Here is a 16,935-nt window from a genome sequence, read left to right as displayed (position 1 = left end):
AAGTGGCGCTCAAGCAGACACGACCACGGCGCGCCGCGGCGTATATTCGGGGCGACCCGGAGGGCTGCGCCATGACGACTTCGCTCGCGACCAAGGCAGAAGGCGCGGTCGCCTTTTCCGCGGAATCCGAAGCCGGTCTGCTCCGCTCGACGTTCGAACTCGCGGAGACCACGCTGCTGCATGAAGTCAGCGCGGAACTCATCGCGGAGGAAGACTGCGGCGTGCTCTACCAGAAGCTGGTGGACGCCGCGGGCGCGATCATGCGCTCGGACTTCAGTGCGCTGCAGGTGCTGCAGCACGGCGTCGGACGCGTGGAGCTGAAACTGCTGGCCGCGCGCGGCTTTTCCGAGGAAGCCCGGGAGTACTGGGGCACGGTGGATTCCGATTCGTCGTGCATCTGCGGCACCGCGTTGCGCCAGGGTGGCCGTGTGATCTCAGGCGACCTGGTCAACGATCGCATCGCGTCCGATGCCGATCTTGCGATGTACCTGAAGGTGGGCATCCGTGCCGGACAGAGCACGCCACTGGTGACGCGGCGCGGGCGCCTGGTGGGTGCGCTCTCCACGCACTGGAGCTGTCCGCACATGCCCACCGAGCAGCAGCTGCGTCTGTTCGACATCCTGGCGCGGCAGGCCGCGGACCTGCTCGAACGCAACCAGACCGATGCGGAACTGCGCGAACGCGAGGCGTGGCTGGCCGGGCAGAAGGAGGCGATGCAGGCCGCGCTCGATGGCGCGCCGCTGCACGTTTCGCTGGGCGTGCTGGTGCGCACGGTCACCGCGCAACTGGACGATGGCGTCCGCGCCGCGTTCTACCTCGCCGACAGCACCGGGAAGGAGCTGCATCACATCGTCGGCATGGGCGACGAACACGCGCACGTGGTGGACGGTTTCAGGATCGACCCCGGGTCGCTCGCCCGCGGGCTTGCCAAGGCGACCGACGAAACCGTCGTCACGCGGGACGTCGACGACGACCCGCGCTGGCTGCCCTGGCGGTGGCTCGCGGAGCGCCTGGGCTACAGGGGATGCTGGAGCTTTCCCATCAACACGGCCGCAGGCTCGTTCGTCGGCACGTTCGCGCTCTTCTGGCCGCAACCGCGGGACGCGACGCCCCGCCATCTCAACCTGGTGGGACGGTTGACGCAGACGGCCGCGATCATCATCTCGCGCGACATCGAGGCCCGGGAGCGCCGGCGCATCGAGCAGGCGCTGCGCGATGCGGACCGCCGCAAGGACGAGTTCCTGGCGATGCTGGCGCACGAGTTGCGCAATCCGATCGCGGCGATCCGCAACGCCAGCTACCAGCTACTACGCGGCGCGGATGCGGCGGGCGCGGAACGCTGCAATGCCCTGATCGAACGACAGTCGGCGCTGCTCGCCGGGCTGGTGGACGACCTGCTGGACGTCTCGCGCATCACACGTGGCCTCATCGCGCTGCACCGGGAACCCTGCGACTTCCCGGACATCGTGCACAGCGCCGTAACCAGCCTGCGACCCAACATCGACGAGAAGCAGCACGAACTGGAACTCACCATGCCGGCACGCGCGGTGACCATCACCGGCGACCCCGCGCGCATCGAGCAGGTGGTGCTCAACCTGGTGGGCAATGCCATCAAGTACACCGACCCCGGCGGCCGCATCGGCGTGCAGGTGGCCATCGATGGCGACACGGCGACACTGCGTGTGCGCGACAACGGCATCGGCATGTCGGGCGAGATGCTCGAACGCGTGTTCGACCTGTTCTCCCAGGCCGAGCGCGGACTGGCGCGGTCGCAGGGCGGGCTCGGCGTCGGCCTGACCATCGTGCGGCGTCTCGTCGAGCTGCACGGCGGCACGGTCGATGCACGCAGCGAAGGACCGGGGCTGGGCTCCGAATTCCTCGTGCGGCTGCCGCTGGCCCCTGCGGCGAGGACCGTCGTGGCGCCGCCCTCGCCACATGGCGAACATCCCGTTCACGCCATGCGCATCCTCGTCGTCGACGACCGCATCGACTGCGCCGACAGCATGGCCGACGTGCTGCGCATGCACGGCCACCAGGTGCAGACCGCGCACGATGGCGCCAGCGCACTGGAGCAGGCGGGACTGCTGCGACCGCATGTCGTGTTGCTGGACTTGGGCCTGCCGGACATCGACGGCTTCGAGGTGGCGCGCCGCCTGCGGCAGGATCCCGGCCACGCCGCCGTGCGGCTGATCGCCATCAGCGGCTACGGCCAGCCCGGCGACGTGCAGCGTGCGCGCGAGGCCGGCTTCGACCGGCACTTCATCAAGCCGGTGGCCGTTACGGACTTGATCGAGACCCTCCAGGCGGATGCGACCGCCTGATGCGCACGGGACGCCAGCGGATCACCGCGGCGTCCCGTCGCGTGCATCAGAGTTGGAACCTCATGACGCAGGAGCGAACGTGCGGCTGCACGGCGTCGTCGGAATCACCAGCGCACCGTTGTTGAGCTGGTCCAGCCAGTTCTTCAGCGTCGCCTGATTCGCGCGTTGCGCGTGCCCGCTGGGCGTGTTCGGATACAGGCCCAGCGACGCGTCGGCATCGTCCATCAGTTCCTGGATGGTGCACTTGCATGGCAGGAAGTACGCATCACCATCCACCAGCCCGCTTTCGACGTTCAGCGTCATCGCCGCCAGATGCACCGACAGCATGTACGCCATGTTCACGGCGTTGCCGCCCAGCAGCCAGGTGCGAAAGCCGCCGTAGTCGAGTGGATCGAACGCCGCGCCGTCGGGCCCGACCAGGTTCAGGCTGGACAGCAGGCCGAGCTCGGTCGCCATCTCGCCGCCATCGTTCATGCGCGCCTCGCCGTTCTGGTTGCTCCAGTAGCCCGGCGTGCGCCCGCCGCTGCCCTTCTTGCAGTAGTTGCCGAAGTAGATGGTGACCGTCTTGCACGGCACGATCGAGAAGTTCTTCGGATTGACCGGCGCGCCGTTGACGCGCGGCGCGGTCTGCACCCAGTTGGTCTGCACCGGAGTGCCTTCGAGCACAGAGTAGCCGGGCCCGCCCGTTAGGCCCGTCCAGATGGCGGTGCTGTTGCGGGTGCTTGCGGTGCCGTTGGGGCGCGTCAGCGTCATCGGCCAGCCCGTCAGGAACGGTTCGCCGGTGTCGCGGATGCCGTTGGCGTTGGCGTCATAGAACTTCTTCACCACGACCGAGCCGGCATAGGGATTGGTCGTGGTGGTGGTCTGCGCAACGGCCGCACCGGTGGCGAGGCCGCCAACGATCAATACGCAGCATGCGGCGAGGCGCGCCCGCCGCGGTTGGGGGATGTTTTTCATGGGAAACCTCATGAGCAGGTCGGCTCCACCGACCGCCCGGTCGCGTGCAAGCCGCAGGGTGAACAGCCGCCCGCGTCGATGCGGGCATTCGATCCTGTCGTGAAGAACCGCGCGCCACATCCGGTCGACGCCCCCAGTACAACGCAGGTCGTTTCCCGGTCAGGTCAAACGCTTCGCCCATGCGTTCATGAAGCAGATGCTGCAGCGCTGCACACGCGCGATATGCGCATGCAGATCGCGGTTTGGTTCAGATGCTCACGCCAACGATACAGCCCTGCTCATGCGAGCCGATTCGTAGATCGCCTGCATGATGCGCACGTCGCGCAGGCCTTCCTCGCCCGGCACCTTCGTCGGCCGGCCTTCCAGGATGCACTGCGCGAAATCGTCCATTTCCGCGGCGAACAGATCGATCTGCGGGTAGCGGATCTCCTTGCCGTCGCTGCGGCGGCCGCGGTTGCCGCCATAGAAGAAGGCGGGATCGAGTTCGAACCAGCCATCGTCCGCGTTGACGCGCAGGTTCTGGATGCCGCCCGCCTTGTAGCTGGTACTGCAGTACGCGACCACCCCACTGGGGAACCGCGTGGTCCACACCATGCTCTCGTCGACCTCGGCGAAGCGGCGTGGGTCGGTCTTGGTTTCCACGGCCGACACCAGCACCGGCTCCTCTCCGCTGAGGTAGCGCGTGGCCTGCAGTGCGTAGATGCCCACGTCCATCAGCGCGCCGCCTCCGGCAAGTTCGCGCTTGAGCCGCCACTGCCCCGGCTCGCCCACGTCGATGGCGAAACCGGCCTGGATGATGTTGGGCGCGCCGAACACGCGCTCGCGCGCAAGGCGGATGCATTCCAGATGGTGCGGATCGAACTGGCAGCGGTACGCCGTACCGAGCATGCGTCCGGCTTGACGGCACGCATCGATCATCTGCTGGCAGCGCTCCACCGAGATCTCCAGCGGCTTCTCGCAGAACACGTGCTTGCCCGCCTTCGCCGCGGCGATGGTGTCGCGCGCGTGCAGGGCGTTCGGCGTGACCACGTACACCACATCGATGTCGCGGTTTTCGGCCATGCGATGCATCGTGTCGTACGAGTACACGCTGCGCGTGTCGAGGCCGTACTTCGCCTGCCACGCCTGCGCCTTGGCCGGCGTGCCGGTGACGATGCCGGCCAGCCGGCAATGCTTCGTCTTCATCAGGGCCGGCGCGATCTGGTCCGTGCTCAGCTTTCCCAGCCCGCAGATCGCGAACCCCAGCTTGCGCGACTCCTGCGCCCGCGCGCGCATGGAACTGGTGCTGATGAAGGGACCGGCCGCCATCGCGGCCGCGGTGGAAGCCAGGAACTCACGACGTGACAGCTTGGTCATGGTGGGTGCTCGGGCGGCTGGACTGGCGACACGGTAGCGTGTGTTGCGCGTCCGGGCCACGGATCGGATGAGCCGCGGCCCGCTGCGTCTCCCCTCTCCCCTCGCGGGAGGGGTTCATGCGCAAGGCGGTCGGGAAACCAGCGTCAGTGCGATCCGGTTCCCGTATCTGGCGGACCTTCCCCACGCTCCCTCGCCAGCCAGCGCAGTTCCGCGCGATGCAGTTCGCGCTCCTCCCTTTCCTTTTCGGCGATGCCTTCGGCAAGCACGCGCTGCAGCGATGCGATGACCGCGATCATCAGCAGGGCGAACGGGAACGCGGCAACGATCACCACCGCCTGCAGTGCGTCCAGTCCGCCCGCCGCGAGCAGCGCCACCGCAATGGCTGCCTGCATCACGCCCCAGACCACGCGACGGAACAGCGATGGATCTTCGGCCGTCTCGCTGGACATGCTGGCCAGCACCAGGGTCGCCGAGTCCGCGGACGTCACGAAGAAGCTCAGCAGCAGCACGATGGCCAGCCAGGCCAGCGCAGTCGCCAGAGGCAGGTGTTGGAGCATCGCGAACAGCACGTGCTGATACCCCTCTGCCAGAACGGACAGCAGGTCCACGCCGCCGAACATCTGCTGGAACAGGCTCGTGCCGCCGAACACCGAGAACCAGATGAAGCTCACCAGCGACGGCCAGATCACCACGCCGAGGATGAATTCGCGCACCGTGCGCCCGTAGGAAATACGCGCGAAGAACGCCCCGACGAACGGCGCCCACGCGATCCACCACGCCCAGTAGAAGATGGTCCATTCGCCCACCCACGCATTCTGGGCGAACGGACTCATGCGCAGACTCATCGACGGCAGCTGGTTGAGGTAGCTGCCCAGCGTCGTGGTCAGCGTTTCGAAGATGAAGGCCGTGGGCCCCAGCGTCAGCACCAGCAGCATGAGGATCGCGGCCGTACCGACGTTGAAATTGGACAGCCACTTGATGCCGCGCTCCAGGCCCGATGCGCTGGAGGCCATGTACAGGACGAACGCCACGGCGATGACGATCAGCTGCGTGGCGAACCCGCTGGACACGCCCGTGACGTCGTGCAACCCCGCACTGATCTGGGCCGCGCCGAAACCCAGCGTCGTGGCCACGCCGACGGCGGTCGCCACCACGGCCAGCACGTCCACCAGTCGTCCGATCGCGCCGTGCGTCTGGCGTCCGATCAGCGGTTGCAGGAGGTCGCTGATATTGCCGCGCGAGCCGCGGTTGTACTGGAACCAGGCCATCGCCAGTCCCATCAGAGCGTAGATCGCCCACGGGTGCAGTCCCCAGTGGAAGAACGAGTAACGCATGCCGGCGCGCGCCGCGGCAACGCTCGCACCTTCGAGCCCTTCGGGCGGCGCTGCATAGTGCGAGATCGGCTCTGCCGCGCCCCAGAACACCAGCCCGATGCCCATGCCCGCCGAAAACAGCATCGCGAACCACGAGCGACGCGAGAATTGCGGCTCTGCATCTGCACCGCCGATCCGCAACTCGCCCATGCGGCTGAAAGCCAGGTACAGCAGGAAGACCAGCACGCAGAAAACGATGACCAGATACAGCCATCCCATGCCGCCCAGCGTTGCGGCCTGCACGTTCCGGCTCCAGTGACCGAAAGCTTCGGGCGCGATCACGCCGGCGGCGACAAGCGCCACCAGCACTCCGATCGACAAGCGAAAAACCATGTTCAGCGCCGACTGCGATGAAGCCCCAGTCTAGCGTGCGTGCACGAACGGGCATGTCATGGCTGTCATGTCGCCGTGAATGTGGCCGCCGCGGCAATGTCCTCGACTGGTCAGTGCACGGCGATCTCTCCCCTGGCGGGAGAGATCGATGCGCCAGGCGCGTCGCGAGAAGGGCACTGGTAGCGCAATCCCTTCTCGTGCCGGGCTCCCATCAAGGCGCGTCCGCCACCTCGCATGACCACACCGAACTGGCGATCCACTGGTTGGCACGCGTCACGTGGTTGTACACCTCGGTGACCGGTGTGCCGCCCTGCGACGTGCATTTCGCGACGGCGTCAGAGCGCGCGTCTTCCAGCGCGATGCCCGGGTCGTAGCTGATGCCCTGGCCGGTAACGTGAACGATCGCGGCCAGCGCCGAACCGCCGATCGAAAGTGCCAGCGCGAGGGCGATGGCGGAGGTCGTCTTCTTCATGCGTGCTCTCCTTGTTCGATGGAACGCACGCATTCGAATCAGCCGGAGGCGAGCAAGGGGTGAAGAACCGGTAAGTGCGTCGTAAAGCCCGGCGCCGGGTTACCCGCCCTGTGATCGACATCGCGTTCCGCCGCATCGCTACGACGCGGGATCAGCCGCGCCAGTTCGCATGCGTGCGCCAGAACTCGACGCTGCGCAGATAGGCCTCGCGGTCCAGCGGCACTCCGGAGCCGCCCTCCTCCACGCCCAGCGCGTTGCGCATCATGGTGATCGGCGCCATCGGCGTTTCCACGGGCTCGGCCGTGTACATGCAACCCACCACGCCCCAGTCGGCGGCCGTGTGCGTGCCTTCCTTCGCCAACTGCTCGCGGCTGTAGAGGATGACGATGAGGTAATTGGCTACCGGAGGCTCCAGTCCCTCGAACCAGCGCACCAGCACCGGCAGTTCGTCGCGCGTGCGGGCATCGTAATCCGACCGCATCAGGTGGCGGTTTTCCTCGGTGATCGGCACCGCCAGGCACTTCGTCGACGTCCAGTTGCGATGCACGTGCAGCTTGCAGAACGGCGCATAGCCGTCCAGCACCATCAACGGCGGCACCTCGTTGAGATGGCGCTCGAATTCCTCCGGCGTGCAGTCCTGGATGGTGTTGCGCCGCGGCTCGCGCGGAAACAGGCGGGTGCGGGCGAAGTCGGTGAGGATGATGGACATGCGCGTCATGAAGGCCGAGGGATGTCGCATTATCGGCGCCGCGCACGGCATGGAGAAGGCGATACGCCCTCAGAGCTCTGGCGTCGAATCCGCGATCACCTTCATCGCCTCTTCGGCGCGCCGTTGCTGCTCGCGGGTTGATGCCGCGGGCCGCTGTGCAGCAGGCTGCGTGCAGCGATCGATGTAGCTGCCGGACTTCGCGTCGATGATCTCGCGGCAGGGATCGCCAGGCTGTTCGAAGCCCGTCGACGACGCAGTGCTCGTGGCGGGCGCCGGCATCGGTGCCGGTGCGACTGCCGTGCCGGACGAAGCCGGTGTCAGGGTCGTCTGGATGGTACGCACGATGAACTGCCATGCCAGCAACGCGATAGCCAGGAACAACAGCAACGCCATCAGCTTCAGAGCGAGCAGCCAAGCGAGACTGCGAGTCGCCGCGCGCCGCCCCCTCCCGCCACTGCCATAGCGAATGCGGTCCTCGGCCGCGGACAGCAGACGCTCGCCAACGCGACGCGCGATCGCCACCGGAGCACCTTCCGCGGTCCCCATGCGCACCGCGGCGAACGCCGCTGCGGGCTCGCGGATGGGGCCAAGCATCACGCGCAGTTCGTCGCCATCGATGAGCTGCACGTGCCCCAGCTTCTGCGCGGCCTCGATGGCGGCCTTGGTGAACTCGCCGCTGGTCGCGAGGATGGCGCCCGTCGCGCCGTGATTGACCATCAGGCCGAGTAGTTCGTGCACCGCGTTGTGCGGCACCTTCATGGCGTTCCAGTGCTTGCACTGGACCACGATGAACTGCTCGCCGCGACGCAGCTTCAGGTCGATACCACCATCGAACCGGGCACCGGTGGCGCCTGTGCCGACATGCTCGACCTCGTAGCCCTCGCTGCGGTACCAGGCCGCCAGCAGCACTTCCAGTTGGTCCCAGCCAACGCGGGCCAATGCATCCTCGCGCCGGCGCGCGACAGGCTTGAGTCCCTTCATCGTCCGCCCCCTGCGGAATCCACGTGCGGCCGATCTTACTGCCCCTCCCTGCCGGGCGCTCGCTCGATCGCGCCACTGCACGTCAAGTAAGAGGCCGTCGGCGAAGACGGCCGTGATCGGCCGAGCGCAAACATGATCGCCATGGCAGGCGCTGTGCGGGTGCTGTTTGATACCGTCCCTATCCGGTCTACCGCCGCTTGGTATGCGGATTCGGCTTGGACGCGATGTCTGGGGCGGATAGCCAGCACCGGCGCGCGTTGAGGCCAATGGTCGCGGCGCATCATTCGTAGGCTGTACCGTCCAGTTCGTGGCTCGCGACAACTGGCCGAACACACTCACGTTACGGCTCATTCCCGAGGCAAGACCGGCTGATTTGAGCAGGGTGCTTCGTCTGGGTGCCCTCAGCCCGATGCGGGCAGGTTCACATCTCCTTGACGCTCCCAAGCTGACCTTCGTTGCCCGTCAGGACGCATCATCGGAGGCTGTCATGAAGATTGCCGTCAGTGCCGCCGTGTTGGGCTTTGGTATCGCTGCTGTCGCCCTTTCAGGGTGCAAGAGATCCAACGAAGCCACTACGACTTCCGCCAGCGCCCCAGATGCAACAGCAGCGGCGACCTCGACGGTTTCGGATCAGGACATCTCGGATGCCTACCTCTATCTGCTGGGACGCCTGCTGGTCTTGCGCCAGCAGCAGCTGGACTTCAACAAGGAAGGCTTCAAGTGGAACGAGATGATCCATCGCGACGTCGGAGGCGTTGCGTGGGCCAACCCGAATCTCGATGTGGCGTACAGCGAGGCATGGGTCGCGGTCGACGAGCGTAGCTGCACCATCTTCAGCGTGCCGAAAATCGAGCATCGCTACTACACCGTGCAGTTCCTCAACGGCTGGGGCGAGACCATCGCGAACATCAACGAACGAACCTATCCCGACAATCCCGCGGGCGACTTCTGGGTGTGCATGAAGGGCGCCAATGTGCAGGTACCTCCCGGTGCGCGACGCATCGATCTGCCCGGAAGGTCGGCTCGCGTCCTGGCTCGCGTCGAGCTCGGCGCAAACCCCAGGGAAGCGGCCGCGTTGCAGCACCAGATCAAGGTTCGTCCGAGCGGCACGCCGACCACCGCGGCAGTCCCCGCGACGCCGGATTTCCAGAACGACAAGCTTCCGGGCGCTGAGGCGTTCGACGCAAAGACCGTCGAGGCGGCGCTGGCGGAACCTGACATCAATCCGGGCATGGAGGAACAGCAGGCCAAGGTTCGCGCTGTAGCGCAGGCCGTCAACGATCCAGCACAGCGCGCCCGCGTAGACAAGGTCATTCGCGAGCAGGCACAGCCGCGGATGAAGGAGGCGTTTGCAAAGTTCGGCACCTTCCGCGACGGCTGGGCACGACCGGATGTCGCTGGCAACTACGGAAGCGACTACGTCGCGCGAACCCTCGTCGATTTCGGCGGCATCTGGGCGAACAACCGCGAGGAAGTGGTGTACTTCAAGACGAACACCGACGGCAGCGGTACGCCGCTCGACGGCGCCAACACGTACACGATCCATTTCCCCAAGGGGAACCTGCCCTCCGACCACGCCAGGTACTTCTGGTCCGTCATCGCCGTCGACAGCGAGAAGTTCCAGGTCATTCCCAATGCCAGGAACCGCTTCCTGCTCAACAATCAGTCGAAACTGACTCCTGGGCCGGATGGTTCGCTCACCCTGTATCTGGCGCCAGACAAGCCCGGCGACGCACCCGATGCCAACTGGCTGCCGACGCCGAAGGGAGAGAACTACCACCTCACCTTTCGCATGTACGGGCCTGACGAAGCGGTGCTGTCAGGTCAATGGTTTCCCGCACCAATCGTCAAGCGAAAGTAGCCGGACTCAACTCCAGGCGGCCTGGGATGCGGGACTTGGGGATCGAGAACCACGCAGGTGCCACGTTGCAGGCGAACACGGCTGCCGGCAGGTCCGGCAGCACGGGCAACCGCGGGCGCATTTCGAATCCGCAACGGGCGCGCGAAGTTACCGCGTCACGGCCCGCTCGCCTTCGTCCACCGCAATGCCGGAGAGACGGTCAGGGACGCATGCTCCTGGGCTTGGCGGGTCGACGAGCTGCCAGGATCAGGCGTAGCGCCTGACCTTGTTCACCGCATGGACGTCGTGGCGTGGTGCTGCACGTTGGAAGAAGACGCTTGCCCACTGGCAGCGTCAGCCGCTTCGCCGTCTCGCACGCCAAAGCCAACGCCTACACGCCCTTTACTGGTGGTCGGACCGTGCGCGCCTTCCATCGTCGTGCTGCGCAGTCGCGCGACTTTGCACGAACTCGGGAAAGGTCTCCGCCAGCGACGCCGTGTCCGGCAGGATGTAGAACACCCCACCACGCTCGAACGTCGGACGGATGATCCCCTCGTAAAACTCGGGCTGCACGTTAATGCAGCCATGAGTGACGCGGTTGTCGTCCGGCGAAGGCGATGCAAGGCGTTCGGCGCGTCTCTCGGCCGGAACACCAGTGGCGGTAGGATGCATGGAGACCGCGGAATCGTAGTCCACCCACAGGACGCGGCCGGCGTCGGTCGATGGGCCGAAACCGCCCACGAAGCGACCGGCAGGCGTCGTGCGATCCCGGCCCGGGATTTCGCGAAGCGCCAGACCGGCGATGCCTGGGGCCGAATGATCGCCGACCGCCGAGCCGAAGAGCCCAGGCGCTGCACCGCGAAGCCGGCCATCGCCGCCGAACACCAGGATCTGCGCGGCAGCCTTGTCGATGATCGCGAACGGATAGCCTTGGCTGTCTTTGGTTGCGGCAACCCAGCCCGCCAGCTCGATCACCGTGTCGGACACTTCCTGGCCTTGAGGAAGCAGGTCGACTGGGGTCACCGGTTGCGCGGCGGCATCCTCGGCGGCCACGCCGAAGCTTGCGAACGCCAGCGCCACCGCCAGCGCGCCAGAAGAAGCGATCCGGATCGCAGGGTGTAGGCGCGTAATGATGGGATGATTCCTTGAAACGAAGACTGTTTTACAGAAAACAGACCGGTGGCCGGCAAAGGCCACCGGTCCAGAGTTCACGCTCGTTACAAATAGCGCAACCGATTAACCGCGAGGCACGCGACGCGGCGCCGTTTCAAGCTGCTGGACGCGGCCTTCCAGCTGATCCAGGCGCTGGTTGGCCTGCTGCGCGGACTGATTGGCGGATTCGGCGCTCTGGGCTGCGCTCTGTACCTTCTGGTCGAGCGAATCGAGGCGCGAATTGATCGTTGCAAACTCTTCCTTGTAGGTGGCGCAACCGCCAAGGCCCAGGGCGGCGACGATCGCCACGCCGAGCGTACGAGCCATCACCAGATTTTGCTTGGTCAGAAACATTTTTTACTCCTTCTTCGTCTGGGATATCCGGGATACCGCGCCCTTCTTGCTCGAGCATGACCGACTTCAGCTTGCGTCGGAATACGTAGATGGATTGTGAAGATGCCGCAACTCATGTGAGTTGTGGCTGAATTCCCGGACAAGCGGCCGCTTTTGCATTCGACTGATTGTGCGAAGGCATGTTTCGACCCTTTCCACCTCGTCAGCAATGACAGCTCATCGGCCTGTCCGATGCGTCCAGCAGGGCGATATGGTCCCTTCCGCAATCACTATCACACCCCTCGCACGCTGTCCGCTCAGGCTGGCGGATACCAGCACCGACATCACGGTTTGACCCGCCAGAGGTGCGGCTATTCGCCAGAAGCGGACACACCACATACGCATGTTCAACGGCAAGCATGCCGCGGTTCATCCGTTGCAACCGGCCGTCAGCCGCTGACGCGCCGGTAGTGAGTAGCGACAACGCCACTGCGAAGCGGCGTCGCGGAGACCAGCTCGAGTTTTCGTGTGCCAGGCAGGCCACTGTGGTACAGCGTCGGGCCGTGACCGGCGATCCTCGAGTGGATGAGGAATCGGTATTCGTCGATCAGGTCCAGCCGGTCCAGCTCGGCCGCGAGCTTTCCACTGCCGAGGAGTACTCCGGCAGGAGTCGCGTCCTTCAGCATCTGCACGCCCGTGCGCAGGTCGCCGGCAATGTGGTGGCTGTTGGTCCACGGGAAATCCTTCCGCGTCGACGACACCACGTACTTCGGCTTCGTCTCCAGCGTGACCGCCCACTCGCGGACTGCCGGCGGTGCCTCCACGTCGCCGCGGGCAACCGCTGGCCAGTAGCTCTCCATCATTTCGTAAGTGACGCGGCCCCACAGCATCGCTCCGCTCTCGTCCATGAGGCGGGTGAAGAAGGCGTGCGTCTCGTCGTCGGCGATTCCCTCGCTGTGGTCGACGCAGCCGTCCAGGGTGAGGTTGAAGGTGAAGGTCAGAAGTCCCATGGCGAGCACCTCATAGCAACTGACGCGGAATTGCGCCGCGCCACCAGGCGGCGTCGGCTTGAACGATGTCAGCGGACGACGGCCATTGCCGTCCGCACCCGGATCGGAGCCCTTCGACAGCCCGGCTACGCCGGCAGATTCGAACGAATGAGGGCCGCGGTTTCAGCCAGTTGCGTGCCGGACACTTGAACCCGCTCGCGACGCTGTGCATCTCCGGCTGGATCGTGTGGGGTGCCTCTCTGGCGTCCGGCGCCATCGAACGTCGCCAGTTGCGGTGGACCGATACCCCAGTCGCTGCCCTTCTGCCGGGGCACGACGTGGAAATGGAAGTGCGGCGTTTCCTGTCCGCTGAAGACGCCGTTGTTCTGGAAGGTGAGTATTCCCAGCGGCCGGTAGGTTTTGACGAGCGCCTCGGCGACTCTCCTGGCCGAGGTCATGATTTCCCCGCATTCCTCCGCCGAAAGATCGAGGAGCGTCGCGACGTGCCGGCGCGTGATGACGCAGCATTGGCCCACTTCGAATTGCCACGGATTGATCACCGTTAACGTGTGCTCACTTTCGTCGATGATCTTCCACTGTTCTTCGCGAGCGGCCAGACAAAGGTCGCACGGATCTCTTACGGGAAGTTCGAGCATCTGCCCTCTCCGGTTGAGCTGCCTTGCCGCTGACCGGTCGATCGCCGGGAGGCTTGGCTGCGCTGGTCGCTGCGGGTCGGATGCGGACATTAGCACCGCTGGCTGATGCAGCGTCGCGATGCGTGCGGACGACCAGAAGCACACGCGGCCCATAGCGCAGCTCCAGGTAAAGTTTCCCGCTCACCGGCCGACAACGCAGTCGATCGCCCGGCAGTCATGACCTCTGGCGTCCATGTCGTCGGGCGAGGTGCGAATCTCGGCAGGAGAAGCCGAGCCAATCCGTCAGGGAAGACGCCTTGCGCCCATCGAGCCCCTCCATCCGTCCATTGCGCCCATCGCCAAGTCGCGGCGTCGGGAGGCAGTGGCGTGCGCGGACGCGGTGTCACACGACGGGACCAGAAAACCAGGAGCAATGATCTTGAAGAAGTCGCAACTGAAGTCACTGCCGCTGCTGCTCGTTGCCGCGGCCGCCGGAACCGGCTGCACCATGATGGGCAACTTCGTGAAGAGCGAGCTGTCCGCATACGCCGAACCGACCACGGGTGAGCTGGCCCACGTCCGCCTGGTCGGCTCGCGCAACGTGAAGGTATACCCCGCGTCCACCTGCCCCAGCGTCTACGTGCCGGGCAGCGGCTATCCGGCCGGACCGCAGATGGGTGGCCAGCGCAAGCGCGATCTGGGCATGCCCAAGACCGGGCACGAGCCCAAGCACTTCGTCGAAATCGCCGCACGCGGCGATGAGCCGATCACGACGGCTTTCCAGATCGGCCGGTACAAGGGCCAATGGCAGCAGAGCTGCTACGTCGCCAACACCTTCGTGCCCCAGACGGGCCGCAACTACGAGGTCACCGCCACCTGGATGGGTGACCGCTGCGTCGCCGCCGTGTACGAGATCGTCAAGGGCGCCGCCGGATACCAGCGTTCGCGCGTCCCGACTGCGACCGCCACGTGCCCGCAGACGGAACCGGCGGCGGACGCCTAAGCAACGGCAGCAAGCAGCCTTGCGCCCCGGCTTGTGCGCGTCGTGCCGGGCATGAGGCCCTTGGTGCTGGCTCTTGCCGACTGTCGAGGCCCGGAGCCTGGTGCGTGAGGCTTTTTGCCTGAGCGATGAGGTTTGGAGCCTCGTACGTGAGGCTTTTTGCCTGAGCGGTGAGGCTCGGAGCCTGGCGCGCCAGGCTTTTTGCCTCGACGGTGAGGCCCCGAGCCTGGCACGCCAGGCTTTTTGCCTCGACGGTGAGGCTCGGAGCCTGGCGCGTGAGGCTTTTTGCCTCGGCGATGAGGCTCGGAGCCTGGCGCGTGAGGCTTTTTGCCTGGACGGTGAGGCTCGGAGCCTGGTGCATCAGACTTTTTACCTCGGCGATGAGGCTTGGAGTCTGGTGCGTCAGGCTCGCCGGCTGGCTCACCAGGTCCGGACTGTGGAGCGCGAGGCATTTCGCCTCGACGCCGAGTTCCGGCGCCTGGCGCGCGAGTCTATTTGCCTCGATCGCGAGGTCCGGAGCCTGGAGCGCGAGGTCTTTGATACTGGCGCGTCAGGCTCAAAGGGTGGCGCGCGAGTCGTTTTGGCTGGCGCGCGACGCGAAAAGACTCGCGCGCCAGGCATTTGGGCTGGAGCGCCAGGTTCGTGAGCCTGGCGTTCCAGTCTTTGAGGCTCGCGAAGGCGGCGGCTCGCGCTTCGATCCGACGCAGGCGATGGCCCTGCACGTCACTTCAGCGCAGTGCAGCGCAACCGCCACGCGGCCATGCCGATGCGCTGCCCGATGCCGACCGGATCATGACGCGGGTTTCAGCTGGCGACGCCCTCGACCGCCTTGTCCAGCGTGGCGATGTCGATCTTGCGCATCGTCATCATCGACTCGAACGCGCGCCGCGAGGTTTCGCCCCCGGCCGCCATCAGTTCGATCAGGCGCTTGGGCGTGATCTGCCACGACAGTCCGAAGCGGTCCTTGCACCAGCCGCACACGCTCTCCGTGCCGCCGTTGGTCGTGATGGCCTGCCAGTAGCGATCGGTTTCCGCCTGGTCGTCCGTCGCGACCTGGAAGCTCACCGCCTCGTCGAATTTGAACTCCGGTCCGCCATTGAGCAGCAGGAACGGCGAGCCGAGGATCGTCATTTCCACCGTCAGCACGTCGCCCTGCTTGCCTGCCGGGTAATCGCCCGGCGCCCGCATCACCTTGTCGATGCGCGTATCCGGAAAGGTGTCGGCGTAGAAGCGCGCCGCTTCTTCGGCGTTCTTGTCGAACCACAGGCACGGCTGCAGCTTGGGAATCATGGCGAGGCTTCCTGCGTTGGTGTGAACGCAGGACGGTAGCGCGGCGGGACCGCAGCGGCGTTAATGCCGCGTCGCGGTGGGGCGCCGTTCGTCGAAAGGGTTGTCCGGGTCAACGCGGCCCGCTCTCAAGCAACGGGACGATGGCCAGTTCCGCGGCTCCAACTGATTCACCTTGTAGGGTGCAATAAGCGAAGTGCATTGCACCGTCCCACCCAGCAATCTGTAGGGTGCAATGAGCGAAGCCCATTGCACCGCCCTACCCTCGTCATGGATGACAAAGATGTCGAACTATCGACGCGCATGGCACCCCGGCGGCACCTACTTCTTCACCGTGGCCCTGCTGCAACGGCGCGGCAACGACCTGCTGGTCCGCGAGATCGATGTTCTCCGGCGTGTCGTGGCGGATGTGATCGCCCGACATCCGTTCCGGATCCACGCGTGGGCCGTCCTGCCCGACCACCTTCATTGCGTCATCGAACTTCCCGCCGGCGATGCCGACTTCGCGACGCGCTGGCGCTTGATCAAGAGCGGGTTCTCGAAGGGTCTGCCGAAGACCGAACGCCGCTCGACCGTGCGCAGGCGCCGTGGCGAGCGAGGCATCTGGCAGCGCAGATTCTGGGAGCACCTCATCCGGGACGAGGCCGATTACCGCGCTCACATGGACTACGTGCACTTCAACCCCGTCAAGCACGGCCTGGTCGAGCGGGTCATGGATTGGCCTTATTCGACTTTCCACCGCCTGGTGGCCCACGGTGTGTACGCGGTCGACTGGGCGGATGGCACCCAGGTCGCGAGGGTGCCGTTCGACGAGTGACGAAGAGGACACCGCCCATGGCGGCTCGGACGAAATAGCCAGTAGGGCGCATTAGCCGAAGGCGTAATGCGCCTGGTAGGCAGAATTTCTCTAAGATTATTGATTGACTCGTTTATGCTGATTGTGTCTTTATAGTTTTTTCTGATATTTACGTTTTCGCTGTTAAAATCCATAGGGTATGTCATGGTGTCGCTATTTAAAATGAGCGAAATATGGAAACTTCCATAGGTTAAAGAACTGTCCGAAACTATAAATATTGAATCGGTTTGACCATTTGTTAGCTTATGGTTTGTATTTTGACAACTAAAATAGAATATACATATACATAAAAGAAAAACAAAAGGTCTCATAATAAGCAATTTTAGAAACCTAAATATATC

Annotated in this window: 15 protein-coding genes; 4 read left to right on the top strand and 11 right to left on the bottom strand. The window is 65.1% G+C overall.

All coding sequences use genetic code 11. From position 1 onward, the window contains the following. The first annotated feature begins 71 nt into the window (after positions 1-71). Positions 72-2,321: an ATP-binding protein gene (locus tag VFE83_RS12540; RefSeq protein ID WP_324906611.1), complete on the top strand. Its 2,250-nt coding sequence runs from the start codon at positions 72-74 to the stop codon at positions 2,319-2,321. 60 nt (positions 2,322-2,381) lie between these two features. On the opposite strand, the gene VFE83_RS12535 is transcribed toward VFE83_RS12540, so the two are convergent. The 6 genes from VFE83_RS12535 to VFE83_RS12510 all read right to left on the bottom strand — a co-directional run bounded on the left by VFE83_RS12535 (position 2,382) and on the right by VFE83_RS12510 (position 8,502). Then, positions 2,382-3,278, bottom strand: a complete 897-nt coding sequence (locus VFE83_RS12535; RefSeq protein WP_324906609.1) for a hypothetical protein — start codon at positions 3,276-3,278, stop codon at positions 2,382-2,384. Between the two features lie 255 nt (positions 3,279-3,533). Continuing rightward, a complete protein-coding gene (locus VFE83_RS12530) occupies positions 3,534-4,634 on the bottom strand; it encodes a Gfo/Idh/MocA family oxidoreductase (protein ID WP_324906607.1) in 1,101 nt (366 codons plus the stop codon). Positions 4,635-4,777: 143 nt separating this feature from the next. Beyond that, entirely contained in the window at positions 4,778-6,340 is a 1,563-nt protein-coding gene (locus VFE83_RS12525; RefSeq protein WP_324906605.1) for a BCCT family transporter, read from the bottom strand. 211 nt (positions 6,341-6,551) lie between these two features. Beyond that, the gene (locus VFE83_RS12520) at positions 6,552-6,812 is read right to left on the bottom strand and encodes a hypothetical protein (protein WP_324906603.1); all 261 of its coding nucleotides are present in this window, start codon (positions 6,810-6,812) and stop codon (positions 6,552-6,554) included. A 151-nt stretch (positions 6,813-6,963) separates the two neighbouring features. After that, positions 6,964-7,521: a DUF3228 family protein gene (locus VFE83_RS12515; protein ID WP_324906601.1), complete on the bottom strand. Its 558-nt coding sequence runs from the start codon at positions 7,519-7,521 to the stop codon at positions 6,964-6,966. Positions 7,522-7,590: 69 nt separating this feature from the next. Then, the gene (locus VFE83_RS12510) at positions 7,591-8,502 is read right to left on the bottom strand and encodes a restriction endonuclease (protein WP_324906599.1); all 912 of its coding nucleotides are present in this window, start codon (positions 8,500-8,502) and stop codon (positions 7,591-7,593) included. A gap of 487 nt (positions 8,503-8,989) precedes the next feature. Here VFE83_RS12510 and VFE83_RS12505 point away from each other — a divergent pair, with 487 nt between their 5' ends. After that, entirely contained in the window at positions 8,990-10,363 is a 1,374-nt protein-coding gene (locus VFE83_RS12505; RefSeq protein ID WP_324906597.1) for a DUF1214 domain-containing protein, read from the top strand. A gap of 381 nt (positions 10,364-10,744) precedes the next feature. Here the strand turns inward: VFE83_RS12505 and VFE83_RS12500 are convergent, their stop codons facing one another. The 4 genes from VFE83_RS12500 to VFE83_RS12485 form a co-directional block, all read right to left on the bottom strand. Beyond that, entirely contained in the window at positions 10,745-11,422 is a 678-nt protein-coding gene (locus VFE83_RS12500; RefSeq protein WP_324906772.1) for a hypothetical protein, read from the bottom strand. A 156-nt stretch (positions 11,423-11,578) separates the two neighbouring features. After that, a complete protein-coding gene (locus VFE83_RS12495; protein ID WP_324906595.1) occupies positions 11,579-11,848 on the bottom strand; it encodes a hypothetical protein in 270 nt (89 codons plus the stop codon). A 428-nt stretch (positions 11,849-12,276) separates the two neighbouring features. Further along, entirely contained in the window at positions 12,277-12,837 is a 561-nt protein-coding gene (locus VFE83_RS12490) for a dihydrofolate reductase family protein (protein WP_324906593.1), read from the bottom strand. 125 nt (positions 12,838-12,962) lie between these two features. Continuing rightward, positions 12,963-13,472 carry an HIT family protein gene (locus VFE83_RS12485; protein WP_324906591.1) on the bottom strand — a complete coding sequence of 170 codons (510 nt, stop codon included), beginning with the start codon at positions 13,470-13,472 and terminating at the stop codon, positions 12,963-12,965. A gap of 418 nt (positions 13,473-13,890) precedes the next feature. Here VFE83_RS12485 and VFE83_RS12480 point away from each other — a divergent pair, with 418 nt between their 5' ends. Next, positions 13,891-14,454, top strand: a complete 564-nt coding sequence (locus VFE83_RS12480; RefSeq protein ID WP_324906589.1) for a hypothetical protein — start codon at positions 13,891-13,893, stop codon at positions 14,452-14,454. Between the two features lie 801 nt (positions 14,455-15,255). Here the strand turns inward: VFE83_RS12480 and VFE83_RS12475 are convergent. After that, positions 15,256-15,741 carry a VOC family protein gene (locus VFE83_RS12475; protein ID WP_324906587.1) on the bottom strand — a complete coding sequence of 162 codons (486 nt, stop codon included), beginning with the start codon at positions 15,739-15,741 and terminating at the stop codon, positions 15,256-15,258. Positions 15,742-16,021: 280 nt separating this feature from the next. Between VFE83_RS12475 and VFE83_RS12470 the strand changes: the two genes are divergently transcribed. Further along, the gene (locus tag VFE83_RS12470; RefSeq protein WP_324906585.1) at positions 16,022-16,555 is read left to right on the top strand and encodes an REP-associated tyrosine transposase; all 534 of its coding nucleotides are present in this window, start codon (positions 16,022-16,024) and stop codon (positions 16,553-16,555) included. The last annotated feature ends 380 nt before the right edge of the window (positions 16,556-16,935 follow it).

The sequence above is a fragment of the Lysobacter sp. genome (assembly GCF_035655815.1).
Classification (GTDB): Bacteria; Pseudomonadota; Gammaproteobacteria; order Xanthomonadales; family Xanthomonadaceae; genus Lysobacter_J.
The sequence above is the reverse complement of the archived record's forward strand: the minus strand, read 5'-3'. Positions and strand labels throughout refer to the sequence as shown.